This window comes from Erwinia plantamica (assembly GCF_043420595.1).
Classification (GTDB): domain Bacteria; phylum Pseudomonadota; class Gammaproteobacteria; order Enterobacterales; family Enterobacteriaceae; genus Erwinia; species Erwinia aeris.
On sequence record NZ_JBGCUC010000033.1, the window covers coordinates 1 to 20,334 of the forward strand.

At 46.2% G+C, this 20,334-nt stretch carries 19 protein-coding genes, 1 tRNA gene and 7 pseudogenes; 2 read left to right on the forward strand and 25 right to left on the reverse strand.

Features of this window, described 5'->3' with window-relative positions:
* The first annotated feature begins 406 nt into the window (after positions 1–406).
* Together AB3U87_RS21595 and AB3U87_RS21600 are read left to right on the forward strand one after the other, a co-directional pair.
* Entirely contained in the window at positions 407–1,582 is a 1,176-nt protein-coding gene (locus AB3U87_RS21595) for a glycosyltransferase family 9 protein (RefSeq protein ID WP_394150451.1), read from the forward strand.
* Between the two features lie 208 nt (positions 1,583–1,790).
* A tRNA-Arg gene (locus AB3U87_RS21600) sits at positions 1,791–1,865 on the forward strand.
* Positions 1,866–2,234: 369 nt separating this feature from the next.
* On the opposite strand, the gene AB3U87_RS21605 is transcribed toward AB3U87_RS21600, so the two are convergent.
* The 25 genes and pseudogenes from AB3U87_RS21605 to AB3U87_RS21725 form a co-directional block, all read right to left on the reverse strand.
* A complete protein-coding gene (locus tag AB3U87_RS21605) occupies positions 2,235–2,630 on the reverse strand; it encodes a hypothetical protein (protein ID WP_301253488.1) in 396 nt (131 codons plus the stop codon).
* Entirely contained in the window at positions 2,609–3,934 is a 1,326-nt protein-coding gene (locus AB3U87_RS21610) for a phosphatase PAP2/dual specificity phosphatase family protein (RefSeq protein WP_394150453.1), read from the reverse strand. Before AB3U87_RS21610 ends, AB3U87_RS21605 begins: the two co-directional genes overlap by 22 nt.
* Positions 3,927–5,690: a bifunctional alpha/beta hydrolase/class I SAM-dependent methyltransferase gene (locus AB3U87_RS21615; RefSeq protein ID WP_253459647.1), complete on the reverse strand. Its 1,764-nt coding sequence runs from the start codon at positions 5,688–5,690 to the stop codon at positions 3,927–3,929. Before AB3U87_RS21615 ends, AB3U87_RS21610 begins: the two co-directional genes overlap by 8 nt.
* Positions 5,687–6,319, reverse strand: a complete 633-nt coding sequence (locus AB3U87_RS21620; protein WP_253459645.1) for a lysophospholipid acyltransferase family protein — start codon at positions 6,317–6,319, stop codon at positions 5,687–5,689. The genes AB3U87_RS21615 and AB3U87_RS21620 overlap by 4 nt, the downstream gene beginning before the upstream one ends.
* A 9-nt stretch (positions 6,320–6,328) precedes the next feature.
* Entirely contained in the window at positions 6,329–7,258 is a 930-nt protein-coding gene (locus tag AB3U87_RS21625; protein ID WP_253459642.1) for a phosphatidate cytidylyltransferase, read from the reverse strand.
* Positions 7,251–7,853, reverse strand: coding sequence for a CDP-alcohol phosphatidyltransferase family protein (locus AB3U87_RS21630; protein WP_253461259.1), 603 nt, complete (start codon positions 7,851–7,853; stop codon positions 7,251–7,253). The genes AB3U87_RS21625 and AB3U87_RS21630 overlap by 8 nt, the downstream gene beginning before the upstream one ends.
* 243 nt (positions 7,854–8,096) lie before the next feature.
* Positions 8,097–8,783, reverse strand: coding sequence for a YidX family protein (locus AB3U87_RS21635; protein ID WP_394150456.1), 687 nt, complete (start codon positions 8,781–8,783; stop codon positions 8,097–8,099).
* A 366-nt stretch (positions 8,784–9,149) separates the two neighbouring features.
* Positions 9,150–9,338 (reverse strand): annotated as a pseudogene (locus AB3U87_RS21640) (type VI secretion system baseplate subunit TssE); the annotation flags it as partial.
* A gap of 121 nt (positions 9,339–9,459) precedes the next feature.
* The gene (locus AB3U87_RS21645; RefSeq protein ID WP_394150458.1) at positions 9,460–9,924 is read right to left on the reverse strand and encodes an immunity protein TsiR; all 465 of its coding nucleotides are present in this window, start codon (positions 9,922–9,924) and stop codon (positions 9,460–9,462) included.
* Between the two features lie 5 nt (positions 9,925–9,929).
* A pseudogene (locus tag AB3U87_RS21650) lies at positions 9,930–10,990 on the reverse strand (polymorphic toxin type 44 domain-containing protein).
* Positions 10,989–11,249 (reverse strand): annotated as a pseudogene (locus AB3U87_RS21655) (type VI secretion system baseplate subunit TssF); the annotation flags it as partial. The pseudogenes AB3U87_RS21655 and AB3U87_RS21650, both read right to left, overlap by 2 nt.
* Before the next feature lie 271 nt (positions 11,250–11,520).
* Positions 11,521–11,955, reverse strand: coding sequence for a DUF1240 domain-containing protein (locus tag AB3U87_RS21660; RefSeq protein WP_394150475.1), 435 nt, complete (start codon positions 11,953–11,955; stop codon positions 11,521–11,523).
* A 49-nt stretch (positions 11,956–12,004) separates the two neighbouring features.
* Positions 12,005–12,565: a hypothetical protein gene (locus tag AB3U87_RS21665; RefSeq protein WP_394150460.1), complete on the reverse strand. Its 561-nt coding sequence runs from the start codon at positions 12,563–12,565 to the stop codon at positions 12,005–12,007.
* A gap of 383 nt (positions 12,566–12,948) precedes the next feature.
* Positions 12,949–13,227 (reverse strand): annotated as a pseudogene (locus tag AB3U87_RS21670) (PAAR domain-containing protein); the annotation flags it as partial.
* A pseudogene (locus AB3U87_RS21675) lies at positions 13,151–13,879 on the reverse strand (type VI secretion system baseplate subunit TssF); the annotation flags it as partial. The pseudogenes AB3U87_RS21675 and AB3U87_RS21670, both read right to left, overlap by 77 nt.
* A gap of 90 nt (positions 13,880–13,969) precedes the next feature.
* Positions 13,970–14,332: a DUF1240 domain-containing protein gene (locus tag AB3U87_RS21680; RefSeq protein ID WP_394150477.1), complete on the reverse strand. Its 363-nt coding sequence runs from the start codon at positions 14,330–14,332 to the stop codon at positions 13,970–13,972.
* Between the two features lie 46 nt (positions 14,333–14,378).
* Positions 14,379–14,816: a DUF1240 domain-containing protein gene (locus tag AB3U87_RS21685; protein WP_301289674.1), complete on the reverse strand. Its 438-nt coding sequence runs from the start codon at positions 14,814–14,816 to the stop codon at positions 14,379–14,381.
* Positions 14,817–14,819: 3 nt separating this feature from the next.
* Complete coding sequence (locus AB3U87_RS21690) at positions 14,820–16,085, reverse strand: PAAR domain-containing protein (RefSeq protein ID WP_394150462.1); 1,266 nt, start codon at positions 16,083–16,085, stop codon at positions 14,820–14,822.
* Positions 16,009–16,737, reverse strand: a pseudogene (locus AB3U87_RS21695) (type VI secretion system baseplate subunit TssF); the annotation flags it as partial. The pseudogene AB3U87_RS21695 and the gene AB3U87_RS21690, both read right to left, overlap by 77 nt.
* 89 nt (positions 16,738–16,826) lie before the next feature.
* A complete protein-coding gene (locus AB3U87_RS21700; RefSeq protein WP_253459629.1) occupies positions 16,827–17,255 on the reverse strand; it encodes a hypothetical protein in 429 nt (142 codons plus the stop codon).
* Between the two features lie 2 nt (positions 17,256–17,257).
* Complete coding sequence (locus AB3U87_RS21705) at positions 17,258–18,010, reverse strand: PAAR domain-containing protein (RefSeq protein ID WP_253459626.1); 753 nt, start codon at positions 18,008–18,010, stop codon at positions 17,258–17,260.
* Positions 17,977–18,273, reverse strand: a complete 297-nt coding sequence (locus tag AB3U87_RS21710) for a hypothetical protein (RefSeq protein ID WP_253459623.1) — start codon at positions 18,271–18,273, stop codon at positions 17,977–17,979. The genes AB3U87_RS21705 and AB3U87_RS21710 overlap by 34 nt, the downstream gene beginning before the upstream one ends.
* A gap of 95 nt (positions 18,274–18,368) precedes the next feature.
* On the reverse strand, positions 18,369–18,638 hold the full coding sequence (locus AB3U87_RS21715) for a hypothetical protein (protein ID WP_253459621.1): 270 nt from the start codon (positions 18,636–18,638) through the stop codon (positions 18,369–18,371).
* On the reverse strand, positions 18,631–19,752 hold the full coding sequence (locus AB3U87_RS21720) for a PAAR domain-containing protein (protein ID WP_394150465.1): 1,122 nt from the start codon (positions 19,750–19,752) through the stop codon (positions 18,631–18,633). Before AB3U87_RS21720 ends, AB3U87_RS21715 begins: the two co-directional genes overlap by 8 nt.
* Before the next feature lie 30 nt (positions 19,753–19,782).
* Positions 19,783–20,303: pseudogene (locus AB3U87_RS21725) on the reverse strand (type VI secretion system domain-containing protein); the annotation flags it as partial.
* Positions 20,304–20,334: the final 31 nt, after the last annotated feature.

Sequence of the window (20,334 nt, forward strand, 5' to 3'; positions counted from 1 at the left end):
GCTACTCAGCTACTCAGCTACTCAGCTACTCAGCTACTCAGCTACTCAGCTACTCAGCTACTCAGCTACTCAGCTACAAAAATATTATCAAAACTGAAACTTTTATATATTTTATTATAAATAATAAAGCCAAAATTCACATTTAAAATAAATCAAAAATAAAAATAAAAACAAACCACCTTAATAATTAATAAAAAGCATTGCAAATACCGGCAGCAGAATTTCCTCTTCCTTGCGGCACTGCTATTATCTGTTACTATAACCTTCCGCAAAGCCATCATCACAATAAAGTAAAATACATGTTTTTAATTTGTTTTATTTCTTCATGGTTAATGGTTGGTTTTATTTTATCGCATTATTTTCTCACGGATGAAAAACCCGAGGCGTATAAGGAGTGCCCCTACGAATGAGCCTGTCTCTGTCAGAACTGCCTGGCGCGTTAAAAAGACTTAATCGGCAAAGGAATCGTTACCTTCACGAGCAAAAAAGGAGAATTCGGCTGGTGCTGTCAGCCATGCTTCTGCGTAGTGCCAACAAGCATGAAAAAATCCCTCAGGCGCCGCAGCGCGTGGTTTTTCCTTTTGTTAACCTTGGGATTGGCGATGCGGTATGCCATACCGGATTATGGCGAAAATTAAAGGATTTGGGCTACAGAGTACAAATCATTGCCGAGACCAGAAGTGAGGTATTTTTTAAAGGGCTGGACTGTGTCGATGACGTGTTTATTGTCGATATCAATCATATTGACCGGCTGGAGAAAATCGATAGCGATATCGTTATCAGCATGTACTCCTGGATGCAGCGCAAGGAGCTTCTGGAGATAAAACTGCTGTCGCGGATTAATTATAGCTATGCCATCAGCATCGGTGGCTGGTTGAAGCGTCCTTATCATATCACGCTGGATTTACCCGATAACTTTCATATTACCGATCCGCAAAAACAGCTGCTGGCAGCGCTGGGACATCCGTGTAATACACTGCGCTATTGGCTAAACCCCTCGTCTTTTAGCGATGCGTTTATCAAAGACTGCCTGCAGAAATATGCTAAAAAAACCCTGATTGTGCTGAGCCCTTTCGCCAGCGTGAGCGAAAGAACCATGACGCGACAGCAAATCTTCGATCTTATTGCAAAGCTGCAGCATAGTGTGGATTGCAACATTTTTATTACGGGTGAGAAGCACCAGCTGGCGACGCTTGATCATGCCTCAGCCAATGTTTTTATCTGCGCCTTCGATTCCTTGTGGCATACCATCTCGTTGGTCAATAAGGCCGATCTCGTTATCTCGGTGGAAACAGCTATTGTCCATGTCGCCTGCGCGCTAAATAAAAAACTCGTCAGTATCTTTTATTCTACCAATATAAATTATAACGATGCGTTACAGAGCAATACTATCTTCAAGCCCATTGGAGAAAACGTACGGAAAATAATCGTTAACAGAACCACTCTTCCTTTCGATACGGATAAAGTTCTCCAGGCGTCTTTAGCTACGCTGGCCGCCGCCGATCGTCTCGCTGTTGATCCTGCTAGCTCTGGTAACTGTTCATCTGAACCGCTTGAGCCTGCCACCGTGGCGGACTCGTGACTTTTGCTTAAAACCCAGGCGAAATGGAACGTATTTCCGGTGCATTATTTGCCATTCGCCTGTTTAAACGCCAATGCGTTCAATTTGCCACCATATGATGCAAAGACCGGTACAGGGGAAAACGTGTTGAGAAATGAAGGCCTTGAGGCGCAGCCACACTTACGGTAACATACGCAACTGGATGAACGCCCCCGTTTATCCTGTTGCTGTCTCCTTAGTTAAATGGATATAACGAGCCCCTCCTAAGGGCTAGTTGCAGGTTCGATTCCTGCAGGGGACACCATGTACACATCTCGTGTCATGTACCGAATTCAATAAAACCCCTTGTAATCAGTGAGAAACCCTCTATTTTGGCTATGCGACGTCAACTGATGTCTACCCACTTCAATGTGAATCAATAAGCGCCTGGGGCCTAAGTGAGAGCTTGTCCTGTTCAATGGTTCCAAAATGCCCTTAAAGTTACCAGCACCTTTGAATCAATAGCCTGTATCCCCGCTGGGGCAGCGATGTATTAAATCAGCCTGTTGCTGAAAGGCTCTTTATCCTATCCCCTTTTAAAAACAACGCCTTACAGGGGCTTTTCATGATGTAATACCTTAAAAATTAACGTTAAAAGCATACGGGGATTCAAAGTCATTTGAGTCCTGACTACTCAACCTGAAATCTTGTAAATGATCATGCACGATGAAAAAAGCCACAGCATCAACAATGAAAAAATAGCTTTATAAAATAAAATCTTAGCCCCGTACCAACGCTCAACCAGAGAGCGAGTGCTCCCCTTTCTTTTTGCCCACAAATGCGCAATCCCGTTATCAAACTCAATGAGGTCGTTTTCACTCTCAATGAGCTGAAAAAGTCGTTCATCCAGCCATAGACGCCAGCAGTAGTAATGAGTCAGCAAAAAGAGTCCCATCAGCAACACGCAATCGGCTGAAAACAAAAGGTTAAAAATCAGTGCTAACGGCGGCAGCGTCAGAGCAGCGAAATAGCGCCAGCTCGACAGATGAATTTGCATGATTTTTCTGGTCATGGTGATACCTGATGACATTGCAGCTCCCTGCTGAATCTTTCCAGAACCTGGATATGAGCGGGCGTCAGTACCACCTGAGGGCGCCGGGATTTGATTAGCGCCACAGCCTGCGTTACAGACCTGGCATGCCCTTCATTCAGCAACCAGGCCGCAACAACGGTTGCGCTGCGGGATAAGCCTAAGGCGCAGCACACAAGGACACTTTTATGTCCTTGCCGCAACCGGCGGAGCCTGGCGACGGCCTGCCGGATACTCTGAATTTCCGGTGCAACTAAATCCATCATCGGATAAGCTTCCCAGCACTTTGTCCTGCAACTGATTTTATGAAATTCAGCCGTCAGGTCGAGGACAGCGGCCTGCGCCACGGTATTGTCCGGGAACCGGCCCAATGCCATGCCGTCATAAATAACGTTGCTCAGGGCTATTCGTCGGGAAAACCATTTTTTTGAAAGCCATGCCCCGGCTAAATAGGGAAACAACAGCCAGCGGGCAGAGAGGCTTAACTCGCCGTTTTTGTCTTTCTGGAACACCGACACGCCGAGTCCGGCATAGCCCGCTGCCACCACCAATAATGCCACAGCAGGCCACAGCAAAATGAAGCCCTGTGAGCGCCATAATGCCGCCAGTAAAAACACCATCCCACCAGCACAGTATTTCATGACGAGCAGCAAGGCGTGAGCAGACGGGCGCCGCCATCGCCAACGGCCTTCAACCGGAATGACATAGCTAATCATCACCCCGACAATAAACCCGCTAATTACATCAATGACATGGTGCTGCCAGGTGGTGATTACAGACGCAGCTATCAGTAAAAACCACGCACCAGAAAGCAGCCCTGCGCCTTTTCCCAGATGCTGACGAAAACGCAGCCATAGCAGCCATGTCAGGATGATATGCAGCGATGGAGCCTGGTTATAAGGCAAATCAAATTGTTCGAGCTGTTGAAACAGCCAGCCAAACATCCCCTGCGTTTCCGGGCGAATAAAGGTGTATCTCAGCGGGAACAGAAGAAAGCCTAAGCAGGCAATTAGCGATGCGGCAAGCAGCCGCCAGCCATGGCGAGTCAGTTCCTGCTTTGATGTACAGATAAACAGCGAAATACCATACAGCAGGTCTATGCTCCAGTAAGGCACAATGGTCCACGGCATAAACGGGATGGCATGTTCCCAACCCAAGACCACACTCCCCACATCATGACGCGTGGCCGTGAACTGATTCACCTGCCCATAGCTAAAGAAAAAAAGCGGTCCCAACAGCACCAGCCAGCACAGCCCCTGTTTCCAGAGGCTGCATTTGTTCTGCATTAGCGGCGACTCAACCATGCTGCTTTCTCACGGCCAGTGAGACGGTGAAAATACCAAATTCATCAATCGCCTGATGACATTTCTCGAAGCCCGCCTGTTCCACCAGCGTATCCATTTCTTTTTGACTACGCACACGCATCATCCACGGAATGCCGTTCTGATGGCTGGTTAAGGTATAAGCGATGGTTTTTAACTGCGGGTGCCAGGGCTGCCCGGTGTAGACCAGTACGCCGCCAGGTGGTATTGCTGCAGCCAGCCCGGCGAGTGAGGCTTTAATCAAGGCGTTATCCGGGAAGAGTTCGTACAGCCCGGAAACGATCCCCAGTGTCGGCGCGGGATCAAGCGTGGCAAGAGAGTCATAGTCAAAGGCATTACCCTTTTTGAACTGAGCGAGGTGGCTCAACCTGCGCCCTTCAATCAAGGCCTGCCCTTTTTCAACGTTCAGGTCGCTATAATCGCGCAGTAGAATGCTTTCGATATCCTGATGTTTTTCCAGTGCGTCGAGCACATAGCGCCCGTGCCCAGCCGCGATATCCACCACACGTACCGGCATATCACTCTCTTTCAGCCTTGTGACCGCCTGCTCTATGACCTGCTGGATATTGACTTTTCGTACCCGGATCCCCTGCCAGCCGATACTGTTGAGGTAGTGCCGGTCAATCATGCGCCCCAGAATACCTTTGCCTTCCGCATAGTTACGGTACACATAATCCAGCGTACTGCCGGAATCAAAGCCCGTTTCATAGCCTAGCCGCATACCTTTTGAAAGTCTGCCGATCGTTTTCATGCCATAGTTCAATGAGGAATAGAACATGCCCTCCAGCGAGTGTGCTTTGGGCGGTGCCTGCAGCTCACGGTACGCGTCGGCGCTCGGGCTCCACTGGTCTTCATGGCTGTAATCGAAGGTGTAAGGCTGAACCGCGTAGAGTTTGTCGATAAAGGTTTTCATTTTATCGAAGGCCAGGGCGCGATCTTTTTCGCCCAGCGTATCGTGATAGAAGCCAGGCAAAATATGCTGCTCTTTGATAACGCTGCGCAAACCGGCGTAGAACTGTTTTTGCGGCTTCGCATGCACAACAAAATCATCGCCAGAGATAAGCAACTGAGTCGGCAGTGTAATGGCGGCAGAGTCGGAAACAATGCGCTCAGCCGTTTTGTAGAGATCGAGAAGAATATTCACCGCGATTGCCCGCGTGATGAGTTTATCCTGCTCAAAACTGGCGACACGCTCCGGATCGTGGCTGAGGAATTTCCCTTTCACGTAGGAGTTAACGTAGAACAGACCTCGGAGCCGCTGCATCAACCCAAGGCCCGTACGAGCGAACGGCACATACAGTTTGACCTTAAAAGCCGGAGAAGCCAGCACCATTCCCCGAATTTTCGGCGCATAGTCGTGAACCCAGGTGGATACCAGAACTGCTCCCACGCTCTGCGCAATCACTACGATATCCTCGAGGCTGACCTGCGCGTCCTTCGCCACAAAACTTACAAACTCATCCACGTCCAGAACGGAGCGGGCCAGGCCTGGACTGTAACCACGATCGCCCGGAGACTGACCGTGACCGCGAGCATCCCAGGCGTAAAAATGCGTATCGGGCATGACCAGCTCATCGACAATGTGCTGCAGCCGTCCGGAGTGTTCATGTCCACGGTGAAACAGCACAATCACTTTTTTACCGTTACCTTTCATTGCTGGCCAATGGCGAAAATAGAGCGACTCTCCATCGCTGGTTACGAATGTATTTTCCTGAAATAAACGTGCTTCCTGACTCATGGGACTTTCCTTGTCGCCTGCTGTTGTAATGTGACGAAACGAGTGAATAACGATTGTTTAAACGTGACTTTAGACGCGTCGTAAAAAAGCGGTTCGTCAATGAAGATGTCGATAAAAAACGGGACGGGGATTTTCTGCCCTTTGCCCATCGAACGGTCCAGGCCGTGCATGTAAACGGGGATAATCGGCACCTCCGGACACTGCTGGCTTAAATGCCAGATGCCGGATTTGATCTCTGAGAATTTCCCCGGCTCGCCGCGCGTGCCTTCAGGGAAAATAATCACAATTTTCTTTGCTGCCAGCGCATCAATACAGGCCTGTAGCGGATTTGCCTGATGGGCTCCGCGATAAACAGGAATGATGCCTATGACCTTCAGGGCAAACCAGCCAACCACTTTGTTTCGCAGGAAATAATCTGCCGCCGCCACGGGCTGCACGTTCACCAGCGTTGAAAGTGGAAACAGCGTGAAAAGCGTCAACACATCCAGATGGCTGTTGTGGTTCGCCACGATAATTGCCGGGCCTTCCACAGGCAGCTTTTTGCGGCCAGACACGCGAACGCCCAGCCAAATCCAGACTACGGGGTACGCGATGCACAGGGTAAAGATCCAGCGCAGTAAACGGTTCATCTGCGCCCCTTATACGTAGAAGTAGTAATAGAAGTGGAAGAACAGCGGCGCGGTGTAAATCAGCGAATCCAGGCGGTCAAGAATACCCCCGTGCCCCGGCAGGAGTTTCCCGGAGTCTTTCACGCCAAAATCACGCTTGATGGCCGACATCACCACATCGCCACAGAACCCGCCCAGACCGATAATCACTCCAGCCCCTGACGAATGGAGCCAGTTCATTGGTGTGAGCTGCGGACCCAAAATGGCAGCCAGCAGCGTAGTGGTCAGCACGCCCCCCAGCAATCCGGCCAGCGTTTTATTCGGGCTGACCTTCGGCGTGACCTTGATTTTACCCAGCGATTTCCCCCACAGGTATTGCGCTATGTCGTTAAGCTCGGTGGTCGCCACCAAAAATATCACCAGTAATGCGCCAGCTTTAGTATCCACGCCTGGCAACATCATCAGGAAAGCTACATGGCTTAAAGCAAAGACCGTAGTCATCATGCCCCAGTGCATGACGGATGCAGAGTGCACGAATCCTTTCGTATCGCCTACCAGCACCATGCGGGCGGGCAGGAATAAAAAGACGTAAATCGGAATAAAGATAATAAACATGCCATACCATGACATGCCCACCCAGATATATTGCAGCGGGATCGCGGCATACATCCACAGCAACGGCACGCTGTCGGAGCGGCGGGTAGGTGCCAGCGTTAAATATTCCTTCAGTGACAGGAAGCTGAGAAAACCGAAGAAGGCGAGCGCCAGCCCTTTGGGTGAAAGCATCGCCAGCGAAAATAAGCCAACAATAACCCACCAGCTATTGATACGTTGCTGAAGCTCAAGCCAGTCGCGCTGCGGGCAGCATTTTTTTAAGACGCAGAGGATAACAGTCGCCAGCAATAAAATGCTGAAGAACCCGCCGAGGCAGTAATACAATGTGTACAGAGAATCAGGCATTTTTGACCACCAGCACGCTATGGCAACGATTGATCGAGGTCCAGGCCAGAAGCACTGCCGAGGCACTAAAGACGATATTGGTCACGATGCTGTACTGCGGCCAAAGCGCGATAAACAAACCTAAAGCCCCCAAAACAAAGGCACGGTCGCTTTTACCCATCGGACCACGATAATTTCGGCTACCCGTCAGCGTCTGGGCGATGATGCCGCAGAACTCCGTCAACCACGACAGCAACACCACCAGCACAACCAGCCACGGTGATACCCCGGTTAAAAATGCAAATGTCAGATAAAGCGCTGCATCAGCTATGATATCCCCGACCTCATTAAGAATGGCTCCGAGCTGACTCTTCTGATTAAACTCTCGCGCCAGCATGCCATCTATCGCATTCAGTGCCATACGAATAAACAGAAAGATAGGTAGTAAAATGTAAAGGCGGGGGTCGGGAAATAGCATCAGCCCTGCGCCAGGTATTACCGAGAAGACTGCCGCACTGACGGTCACCTGATTGGCCGTTACGCCCCGGACAAATAACACGCGGACTAAAGGCCGTAATAAATCCTGAAATTTTGGTTTAATATCGTAAAGAGTCATATTGTAATTTGATAGTCCATTTATCAGAAAAAAATTCACCATCTGGCATTTTAATGTTTACTGCCAATGATAAAATATAGTGAAAACACCGCATACTTTAAATATGGTAGCTATGGCGTCAGATGTCATCACCATCAATTTAATGGCGCGCAGGTATACCTGCACATTTCCTCATTAATCCTCCTTGACAGTTCTTTCATTACTCAAGCCGCTGAACTCTCCCACAAAAATAATGGATAACTATTAATGCAGTAGAATAATGCCGTAGACAGATAAAACAGCGACACCGCCAAGAAGGTACAGTGGAGACAGCACAACGTCCGTTGCCACTGCAGCCGGATAGAGAAGTCGTTTCGCGGAGAGAGTATTGCGGGTATAGAATTTCACCTTAATCGGATGATCAAAACGGAATACATCAGCAGGAACATGCGCTTTTTGATGTATGGTTCCCTGCAGACCAGAGAGTTTGATTTCGCACTCACCAGCACCTTTATTATTACCGGTGCAATACCACTCTGATAGTTTTAGGATATTTAAGATTAGCATTTTCTCAGCCTGATCCCGATAGCTATATTTCAGGGTAACCTCCCCGCTGAACTGATTTTTTTCTTTATTCAGCGTGAATGTACCATCTTCAGATACCCTGACTCTGGCCTTATCAATTTTACCAGACACCAGTGTACGCAAAAAATCACTCGCGCCTGAGGTAAGGGCATAATCAAAATTATTGCCAATAAAAACCCAGCTATAATTTTCTTTTCCCGATTCGGTGATGGTTGCTGCAGTGATCACATCATTGTTATACAACGTCCGGCCATTTTCATGGTGTTTTATGTCATTTTTCAGGTTTTTTGTTGCACAACCCGATAAAGCCAGCACGGTCAGTACTAACAAAAGAACATTATCCATTTTTCTTACAAAATTATTCAAAATTATTCCTTTTATAAACAGTATTAATATCTCAGAACTATCGATTGACGCCGATAACCCCTTATCCGGCCTTGATCGCCATATAAAAGAGGAACGCATATTGGCTGTCGGGTTTTCGCATTTCCGGATCCGTGATTTATTTCGTTATTTCGGGATTTTTTCCTGTCAGCTATTGACTGTTTCGCCAGGTAAATACGCAATGACTAACAGGCAAAAAAAATAACAATTACTCATTCCGGTTCCGCTATGCAAGGAGCGCTAAAATCAACCAAGCCTGATTCTTACTGACAAATGAAGCCGCAGCGGGCTGTCTGGCCTGCAATTTTTTGAGAAACTGTGATTTTACTGACATAGTGTTATCTTGCCTTACATACGAGTTGTCGTGTCGAGATACTGCTGTTGCTTAAGATGTCGCAGAAGAACCCGTCCTTCTGGTGCAAATTCTGTTGCATAGCGCACAAGGCCAATACTCTTGAGCTCGACATCAATGGCATAGCGCAGCTCGCCGGGGACGTTCTACGCCAGCAGGACAACAGTTATTTTTTTCAGGCGTGGCCGTATTTGGCACGCGGGTGTGGTAGTAATATTCCGGCGCTTCATGACGCATCATTCCGCCTTTGTGACGAAATCTGGTCGTCGCTTTCACTCTAATCAAGCTCAATCAATTTTGCATTTCTTAATGGTTACCTTTAATAAAAGAAAGCTTTTTAAGACATATATCCTGATCTTGATCAACCATTTTAAAGTGATTATACCCTGGCTGTATTATTAGCTTTGCAGAACATATATTTGATTTCGATGACAAACGAAAACCTACCCCACCGCCACCATTTGAATTATACTCAAACCGCCCACCGGTTGACCAACCAATACTTAATTCATAATTATCCATTATTATGGATGAAAAAGAGCTTTTTATCCTGACCTCTTCTCCCGACTCGATTATATCAGGACGATCCCTTATTATTTCATCAACTTCCTCAGGAGTTGGTTCGATACCGTAAACACTCTCATTGATGTACAAATACACACGTTCTTTCGTTGTGTTCTGAACGATGACTACCGGCCTTACAGGAATAAAAAAAAGCACAAGAATTGCAATAAGAAGAAAGATGAATGTTAATATCGCTTTTTTTTTCATGGCATCTACGGCTCGATTTTTTTAGGGTTTTTATTATTCCAGCACCAGTGCTTCTGCTTAGAAACTGGAAGTGATTCTTCAGCTGTGCTATCCAAAGCATTCAGAATATCCTGAGTGGTTAGTGTATCTGCCATTTTCCCATGCCGATGATACAACGAAAAACCAATTTCCATGCTAGTCACATCATCCAATGTATCATTTCCGACAGCTCCTGGGGTCATGTTTTGCTCCCATATCGAGCCCGATAATAATAAATTTCCCTTAAACCCAACACTAAGACCGACATACCCATAGTGGATATTTGACCAAACATCATAAAAATAATCATAATGTTTATATTTATGATAATAAGACTTAGATGGAGTATTACCAGGGAGGGGTCGCGCAACAGCTACTGAACCAAACATATCACGAATTTTTGGCTTATGATCTCACACGGAACCTGTGTTCACTGTTTGATACCAAACAATTATAGCTTCAGAAATATGAGGCTCAGGACCAGGAGCTGGTTTCGCGTAAAAAGGTAGATTATTCCATTCTTTTAATGTGTTTTTCATGGTTTCATCATCGATATAACCTCTTATAACATTTGCAATCCGACCTCTGACATTGGTTTTAATTTCATTGAGTATATAGTCAGCAACCTTTATAGCGCCGTCAGTATGACGACAATGCAGTTTACTCTTAAGATCTGACGACTGCCCGGTAGTCGTTACTGGTGGAGTAGTTGCTGATGAAGTGGCTGTAGCTGCCGTTGTTCCCCCAGCAGAATTTGCACTACCCCCACTCTTTTCATACGTATCATCCATCATCGACGGAATAAACCTCGCTTGCAGGGGCAGGTGCTGTAGCTGTCAAGGGTTCCGGCCATTCGCCGGTCATGAATGGTATCGTTGTCAATGCCACCGGCTATCTTGAAAAGCCTGGCATGTTTACCGCAGGTCACACTGTCCTGCTCTCGGGCTACAGGTTTATCAAACAGCGTGTGATCCTCTGCGCCCGTGGTGATTTTCCCTCCGCAGGTCGTCTTATCGCCCTGCACCAGATAAAAGCCTTCTGCTGCCATATTTTCCCTTTAGCTGAATTCTGTCCATGTCACCCGGCATTCGCAGCCACATCCGGGCCACGTTCAGGGTGAAAGCTTCGTGCATCGCACACGCCAGCAGCGCGTCGGCATTGAAACAGAACGAAATATGGCTTAAATCGATACGGTTCCAGTCTGCAAGCTGACTGCAGTTAAAACGCAGCGTGACAACCGAACGGCCATCGATATCGATCACCAGGCTGGCCCGCTCCAGCGACAGCGGCTGAAGCGTTATCTTTTTGATCTGCGAACATTGCGTCAGGATCTGGCAAGTCGCTTTCAGTCTCTTTAATTTGTTCTCTGTCTTTATTTGCGAGTGCCTGTTGTACTGATTATATATAGGCCACAACCTTCTCAGTCACACTAAAGTTTCCATCCAGAACATTTAAGGTAATGGCAGCTACAGCTCCAACTTTTTTTTAAATTTATATACACACCCAAAAAAACCATTAAACAGCGTTTTTATAGTCTGACGTCCAGGTATTTTTAAGGCCAGATAATCAATCAGGAGGTTATTGACTGCAAAGTTGGATGTTTTTTACGTATCTTGTTGCCATGCCAGGCACCCATGCTTTCGGAGCACCTGGACAGGCAACATATCCTTTATCTTCAAGCTTATTTGTAAAATAAACTTTAAATCCAATCTGAAAGGCGATAGTAATAAAGAACACTGCAATGATGTACTTAGTTAAATACCTTTGCATCTCAATTGAAACTCTGCGCCCCAGAAAAATAGGCCATAAAGAAAAAAAGGCGACAGGAGTCAATATAAACACAGCAGAAAAACCATAAACAAAAAAAGATGAGAATGATAATTCAGATGGAAATGCAAAATACTCTTTAAGCGTAGTCAAGGAAAGTAACCCTCCCCCCAAGGTCAAAGGCACATAAAGACACAGCATACCAAAAAACATTCCAACCCTACTTTTAAATGGAAAGCCCTGCATCAAAACCACTCCTTTTCAAAATTGTCTAATGATTGCCTTATGTATTTTTTTACCTCATATTCAATAACCATTTTCCCATGAGCAAGCATACCATCAACATACATTGCGCCCAAATCCCATAAGCCTTTCTCCATTTTTTTGCTTTCTCAACAAATTCCTGCTGCGCCGATTCAATAAGAGAAACAACTTTTTCTGTAATTTTATATTCATCATCTAATTTATTGAGTGCCCATGCGGATAACGCACCTGCAACCAGCACAACAACTATTGGTGCTGCAATTATTGAGAATACTCCTACGGCGTAAACACCAGTTCCCCAAGTAATCGCTGATGAAACACCGACCTTAACCACATCAACAGCCCACTTTCCAATGAATTTCGCTAAGGTAGACTCATCATTGAAAATGAAATCTACAGAATCAGCCACAGACACATAAATCAAACCAAAAAGAAAACCTTCTTTTATCGCGTTATTGAGTCCGTACCTCCCTATTCCATACTTGATGATTTTAGGTTTTTTTGCGGCGAACACTGGTGCATTTAGTATTTTCCTGGCCCCCGAATAACCACTTATTTTTATTAGCTCTGTTCCCTTGTGGTTAACATACACGGTTGCAGTTATACCAAGGCTACCTAACTGGTATAATATTTTCGAGGTGGAATACGCATCTTTTATGCTCGTGCCATAGTTAACAACAAATTCACCGGGTTTGCTTTGGGAAATAAAGGACCACCCTGACTTATAGAATCACATAGATGTCAAATACTCAAACACTTCCCCAATGTAAGCAACATTACGTTATTGTTATTCGCATTTAACATTGCCCTCAAATTACCATCAGGTAAATCATGCGTATTCCTTAACACAGGATAATCAGGCACAAACCCTGTCGGTTTTTGTTCACCTGTCAAATAACTCGGTAATTCAAGAGAGGTCTGCGTCGGGGCGGCCGTATAGCCTGCTGCCGATTCGCCAGCGGAAGCTCCACTGCTCTTCTCGTACGTATCATCCATCATCGACGGAATAAACTTCGCCCTGCACGGGCAGGTGCTGTAGCTGTCGAGAGTCCCGGCCATCCGCCTGTCGTGAATGGTATCGTTGTCGATGCCACCAGCTATCCTGAAAAGCCCGGCATGTTTACCGCAGGTCACGCTATCCTGTTCCCGAGCTACAGGTTTATCAAACAGCGTGTGATCCTCTGCGCCCGTGGTGATTTTCCCTCCGCAGGTCGTTTTGTCGCCCTGCACCAGATAAAAGCCTTCTGCTGCCATATTTTCCCTTTAGCTGAATTCTGTCCATGTCACCCGGCATTCGCAGCCACATCCGGGCCACGTTCAGGGTGAAAGCTTCGTGCATCGCACACGCCAGCAGCGCGTCGGCATTGAAACAGAACGAAATATGGCTTAAATCGATACGGTTCCAGTCTGCAAGCTGACTGCAGTTAAAACGCAGCGTGACAACCGAACGGCCATCGGTATCGATCACCAGGCTGGCCCGCTCCAGCGACAGCGGCTGAAGCGTTATCTTTTTGGTGGTGGTGTACCGGCAGCGTGTGCCTTTCTCCCCGATCGGCCACGAGTTCACCTCGAAACCTTTGTCAATGCGCATCTGCTCTTTCATTTCGCGCCAGTCAGGAGTGAACTCCACCACCGACATTGACGGAATGGTGCGCAGATAATGCGGCCACAGCAGGCTGACCAGCCCTTCGGTCAGTTCCGGCAGGTCATCATCGAGCTTCTCACGCAGTCGTCCCATCAGAAAGGCAAAGCCTTCAAACAGGCGCTCCACGTACGGGTCACGCGCACCCGCTTTATCAAGATTGAGCATTGCCGCCTGCTCGGGGTGAGCACGAGCAAACTCTTCACCGGCTTCCAGCAGGTAGCGCATTTCGGCGTCGTAATAACGCAGGGTTAAATCATCCATAATAGTTTCTGTTTAGTTAATTACTGCGTGATGAGCGATTAAGGGAATTCCAAAAACCGACAGGCGACTTCAAATAAAAAAGTTCGCTCATCAATATGGTTTACAGGAGAATATTTCTTTTACATAACAAGTGGTTGTGCCTGGCATCCAGCCCGATGGAATTCCATTGCAGCGTACATATCCTCTGCTAATCAGCTCTTTGGGATAGAGAATGGAGTACAACAGACCCAGTATTACGATAGCAATGCAACCCCATTTTAAATAAACGATATAGTAATCCATCTTCTTGAAAGCAAACTCTTTTCCCCTGAAGAGAACCAGAATAAAATAGGCCAGTGGGAATAGCATCACGAAAGGCAACGCAACCAAAGCAACGGTTAACCATGAAAAAACAATTTCATCACCAAAGCTGGAATATTCTTTAAATATACCTTTTCCAAGATAAAAGCTCAGAGCTCACGACCCAAGAATGATCACTATAGCGAAAAATTCACGAATTCTATCTTTCATGCTGCCTACCCGAACTGAAGCATAATTTTTTATCGACCACATACTTTCTGGCCGTTCCGGGTGTCCATCCAGATGGCACTCCTGAGCAAAGAATGTAACCTTTGCTTTTAAGTGCTGACAAATAGCCAAACGAAATAGTACATGACAAAGCAAAAGCAAACACACACATACACTTGAAATGCGGCATAATTTTATTCACTTTTTTAAGTGCGTATTCTTGCTCATATCGGAGCGAAAGGTAAAACCAGTATAAAGGAAACACAAACATAATTGGTATTGATATAAGACTTAATGACATCCACGAAAAAATAATTTCATCATGAAACTTGAGGAAATCAAAGACCTCGCTCAACCAAAAATAAAACGACAGGATAGAAACAACCAACAATATAAGAATTGAAAAAAAAGCATTGATTTTTTTCGTCATATGTTAGTATATCCTCTTGGTAATATCGTCAATTGAGTTTCTCAAAAACCCTCTAATTTCTGACTCTATAATTTTCTTGCCTTTAATTAACATCTTCTCTGCAAACATAGCACCTAAGTCCCAAAAACCATCTTCCATTTCTCTGGCTTTTTCAGCAAATTCTTGTTGAGCCGCATCAATGTACTCAACTACTTTGTCTGTCACACCAAACTTCTGGTCCAGCTTATTTAAACCCCAGGCAGCAAAAAATCCAACGCCAATGACTATTACAAGGTTAAATGCAATCAACGGGGTTACTACGACACTTCCAACAACAAATGTGACTACTGATACAATACCGATTTTCATTACATCAGTAGCCAGAGATCCTATAAATTCAGCTAAAGATTTCTCATCGTTCAAAATGAAATCAAGAGTCCTGTAAGCGGCTGCAACATAAAATGTCAGCCGTGCTCCTTCAACAACAGATTTTGCAAACCCATATTTACCAATTCCCAAATCAACAATCTTTGGATTTTTAGCCGCAAACACAGGCGCATTCAATATCTTCCTTACACCAGGATAACCACTTATTTTTATCAGTTCTGTACCGTTGCGGTTTACATATGTTGTTGCTTTTATGCTGAAGCTTCCCAATTGGTTGATCAACATAGATGCAGTCACAACATCCTTGATATTGGTTCCATAATTAACAACTATTTGTCCGGGGTCACTTTCTGTTATTGCTACCCATCCGTGTTTCCATGCCCCCCACGAGGACAATATTTCGAAAGCTTCTGGAAGAGTGAGCAGCATCACATCCTGATTACTTTGCCTTAGCATAGCCCTCAAATTACCATCGGGAAAATCATGAGTATTTCGTAAAACTGGATAATCAGGTACAAATCCAGTTGGCTTTTGCTTACCGGTCAGATAACTCGGCAATTCTGGCGAAGTTTGCACAGGTGTTGCAAAACCTGCTGCTGGTTCTGCAGCGGAAGCTCCGCTACTCTTCTCGTACGTATCATCCATCATCGACGGAATAAACTTCGCCTTACAGGGGCAGGTGCTGTAGCTGTCGAGGGTTCCGGCCATCCGCCTGTCGTGAATGGTATCGTTGTCAATGCCACCGGCTATCTTGAAAAGCCCGGCATGTTTACCGCAGGTCACGCTGTCCTGCTCTCGGGCCACAGGTTTATCAAACAGAGTGTGATCCTCTGCGCCCGTGGTGATTTTCCCTCCGCAGGTCGTTTTGTCGCCCTGCACCAGATAAAAGCCTTCTGCTGCCATATTTTCCCTTTAGCTGAATTCTGTCCATGTCACCCGGCATTCGCAGCCACATCCGGGCCACGTTCAGGGTGAAAGCTTCGTGCATCGCACACGCCAGCAGCGCGTCGGCATTGAAACAGAACGAAATATGGCTTAAATCGATACGGTTCCAGTCTGCAAGCTGACTGCAGTTAAAACGCAGCGTGACAACCGAACGGCCATCGGTATCGATCACCAGGCTGGCCCGCTCCAGCGACAGCGGCTGAAGCGTTATCTTTTTGGTGGTGGTGTACCGGCAGCGTGTGTCTTTCTCCCCGATCGGCCGCGAGTTCACCTCGAAACCTTAGTCAATCCGCATCTGCTCTTTCATCTCACGCCAGTCAGGGGTGAACTCCACCACCGACATTGACGGAATGGTACGCAGGTAATGCGGCCACAAAAGGCTGACCAGCCCTTCGGTCAGTTCAGGCAGGTCGTCATCGAGCTTCTCACGCAGTCGTCCCATCAGAAAGGCAAAGCCTTCAAACAGGCGCTCCACGTACGGGTCACGCGCACCCGCTTTATCAAGATTGAGCATTGCCGCCTGCTCGGGGTGAGCACGAGCAAACTTTTCACCGACTTCCAGCAGGTAGCGCATTTCAGCGTCATAATAACGCAGGGTTAAATCATCCATATTTATTCTGCTTAGTAAATTGCTGCGTGTTAAACACTGAAGCAGACTCCGGGAGTCTGGCACGGGTAATCATATAGAAAAGAGAACCATCAATGCTGAGTACAAAGGGACGGTTCTATGGCATATTTTTTTGCCATGCCAGGCATCCAACCAGAAGGGATCCCCTGACATTCTGTGTAACCTTTATGCATTAAAGATGTTGTGTATCTTTCTGAAAAAATGAACATTCCCAGGATAGTTAACCCTAAGATGATAAACGTGGTTTTCAGTAATTTTTTACCTGATGTAACGGTTATCTGCTTCCCGGTAAAAATAACAGGAAAAATCATCACCAATAACGGTGAGAAAAAAAAGAAAAATGCGGCAGCAAAAGTAACCCAAAAAGAGAAGTTAACGACTTCGGGGTAAGAAAGGTATTCACGCAACTTAAAAATACCGAGATATGAAATCCCGATGGAAACCATCAGAAAGAATGCAACTCCAAAAAGTGCCATGACTCGTTGTTTAAAAGGATACATTGTCAATAATCCATTGGGATAATTTCTTGTAACGTTTCACGCAGATATTTTTTGGTTTCTGCAATAACAAACTCTCTCCCGGTCCGTAGCATCCCATCCAGATACATAGCGCCAAGATCCCAGAACCCATCCTCGATCTCGCGAGCTTTATCGATAAACTCCTGCTGTGCATTCTCAATCAATTCAACAAGCTTATCAGTCACTTTAAAGTGATCGTCCAGCACGTTCAATGCGATGCTTGCCCCGAGACCAACAAGTACGACAGCTACAAGTGGGCCAATAACAAATGGAGTCATTGTCAACAAAGCACCAGCCCCCCAACTGACAGCGGAAGCAATGCCGATTTTTACGACATCTGTTGCCAGTGAGCCTATAAATTCAGCCAGACTGGTATCATCATTCATTATGAAATCAATGGTACGATAAGCGAGAGCGAAATAAAACGTTATAACAGTGCCTTCTACAATGGTACTTTTAACACCGAACTTCCCAATCCCCAAGCTGACGACTTTGGGATTTTTTAGAACATATACAGGTGCGTTTAATATTTTTCGCATCCCTGCATATCCAGTCAGTTTTATGAGTTCATTTCCATTTTTATTTACGTACACCGTAGATTTAATATCATACAGTTTTAAATCGGCAATAAGCATGGTTGTTGTAATGGCATCTTTAATACCCAGGCCATAATTTACTGCAATCTGTCCCGGCTGACTTTGTGTCAGTTCCACCCACCATTTTTGTAAAATCTCCATGATGACAGTATTTCATATACTTCGCCGAGGGTAAGTAGCATTACTTCCTGGCTATTGGCCTGCAGCATGGCCCTTAACTTACTATCCGGGAAGTTACGTGTGTTAAGTAATACCGGGTAATCTGGCACAAAACCAGATGGTTTTTGCTCACCGGTCAGATAACCAGGCAGCTCAGGAGAAGTCTGCGTCGGAGTCGCTGTAAAGCCTGCTGCCGATTCTCCAGCGGAAGCTCCACTGCTCTTATCGTACGTATCATCCATCATCGACAGAATAAACTTCGCCTTACAGGGGCAGGTACTGTAGCTGTCTAGGGTTCCGACCATTCGCCTGTCGTGAATGGTATCGTTGTCACAGCAGTTCATTGAGAGGATAAAGATCGATGTTTTTTGCTCAGCCTGTTAAAAATAAAAAAAGAAATAACATATATTATTATAAACGCAACATTTAACACACCGTAGAACAACCAGGCTATGGAATAGGTTTCGCCAACAAGATAATCCAGATGAGAGCCAATTAACGCTGGTTCATAAGTATATTTTATATCCATAAATGAAAGAGAAAGTACACCTGTACTGACAACTAAAAACAGCGCTACAGGCAGAAAAACAAACAGTAGCTTCTTAATCATTCTCTACTCCCTGGGATTGGGTGAATGTGGTCGGAGCATAGCCGCTTGATCCCTTCCCTGCGAGCCCACTTCCCTTACCTATCGTACCGGCTGTCTCGTTACCACTGCCAGCGCCTTCAATTTTCTTATAATCAGAAGAGTTATGATACTTAGCTATAAATTCATTAGTCATTCTTATCACTCGCATATCAGCAGGATTTTTGGATAAATCCATCAGATAGTCATTCAAAGATGAGGGGATTGCAAAATCCTCACTGTAGCCAAATAAATTAAGTAATTTCACATCGAACATTTCTGTACCTGCCTTTTTAAGGCCTGTCACTGTTGTTGTCGTACAATTGTTGACAGCAAGATTATAGATATCAATGATACGACCATTTTCTTTTATATCAGGGTTAGTGTTCTCACCATCAGCACGAACATCACTGGACGCCCATAAAGAACTAAATATTGATAACGTGTCTGTTTCATCAACGTCTAGTATTTTATAAACTGACGATCCCATTCGATAGAGTTCTTTTGAGTAAAACGTATCAGCTTTTTCACCGGAGTATTTAATTAATACGCCCTCGCCAAAAGGGCTAAACCCTTCCTGATCATACCTACCATATGTAAACACATAAACGGTGCTATTGACGTGAATTGAAACGAAGACATGCCCTGCTCCCTGTGTTTCTGTCCAAAGAAAAACACCATTACGCAATTCATTTGGTTCCGCAAAACACATTCCCGCAAAGTCACTTTGAGCAGCATGGGTGCTATCTATAGCATTGTTAAGCAGCTGCGCCGCATTTTTCGCTAGTGAATTCGTGGAAGGTGATCCCGCCCCCCCATTTTTCTCATACGTATCATTCCACATAGACGGAATAAACTTCGCTTTACAAGGACAAGTACTGTAGCTGTCGAGAGTCCCGGCCATCCGCCTGTCGTGAATGGTATCGTTGTCAATGCCACCGGCTATCCTGAAAAGCCCGGCATGTTTACCGCAGGTCACACTGTCCTGTTCCCGGGCTACAGGTTTATCAAACAGCGTGTGATCTTCTGCACCCGTGGTGATTCTCCCTCCGCAGGTCGTTTTGTCGCCCTGCACCAGATAAAAGCCTTCTGCTGCCATATTTTTCCCTTTAGCTGAATTCTGTCCGGGTTATCCGCAAAGCACCGCACTGCTTGCCGGATCGAGCGCAATCAGATCGGACAGAAGCTGGTCCATCTCCGGCTGAAGCTGTGATTTATCGGTTTCACTGCGTGTGGCTTTCATGCACAGCAGTCTGAGGCGACGCAATTTCACTTCAAATAGCAGTGCCTGTGTCCACTGCGTAAGGGTGATTGACTGTGCGGCGCTGTCGAGTTCATCCAACAGATGCAGGGCCAGTTCATTTTTGCCCTTTTGCTCGGCCACACGGGCTATCAGCAGACGCAGCAGCCATTTGTCTCTTATAGAGTCGGTTCCTGGCCGGGTCTGCAGCCAGTGGAGCGTGGCATCCAGGCCTTCGCTGTCTGCTTTCTCCAGCGCTTCCGGCTCAAGGGCCAGAATATCGTCTGATGGATATACCACTGCAAATCCAGCCAGAGGTGATTGGCGCCACGCGAGAAAGTGCTGTCCGCCTGCTCCAGAATCTCCAGCCAGCTCTGCTGCAGATACAGGCATTTGAGCATGGGTCTTCTCCGGTCGGACTGGTGCCACTTACCGCAGCAA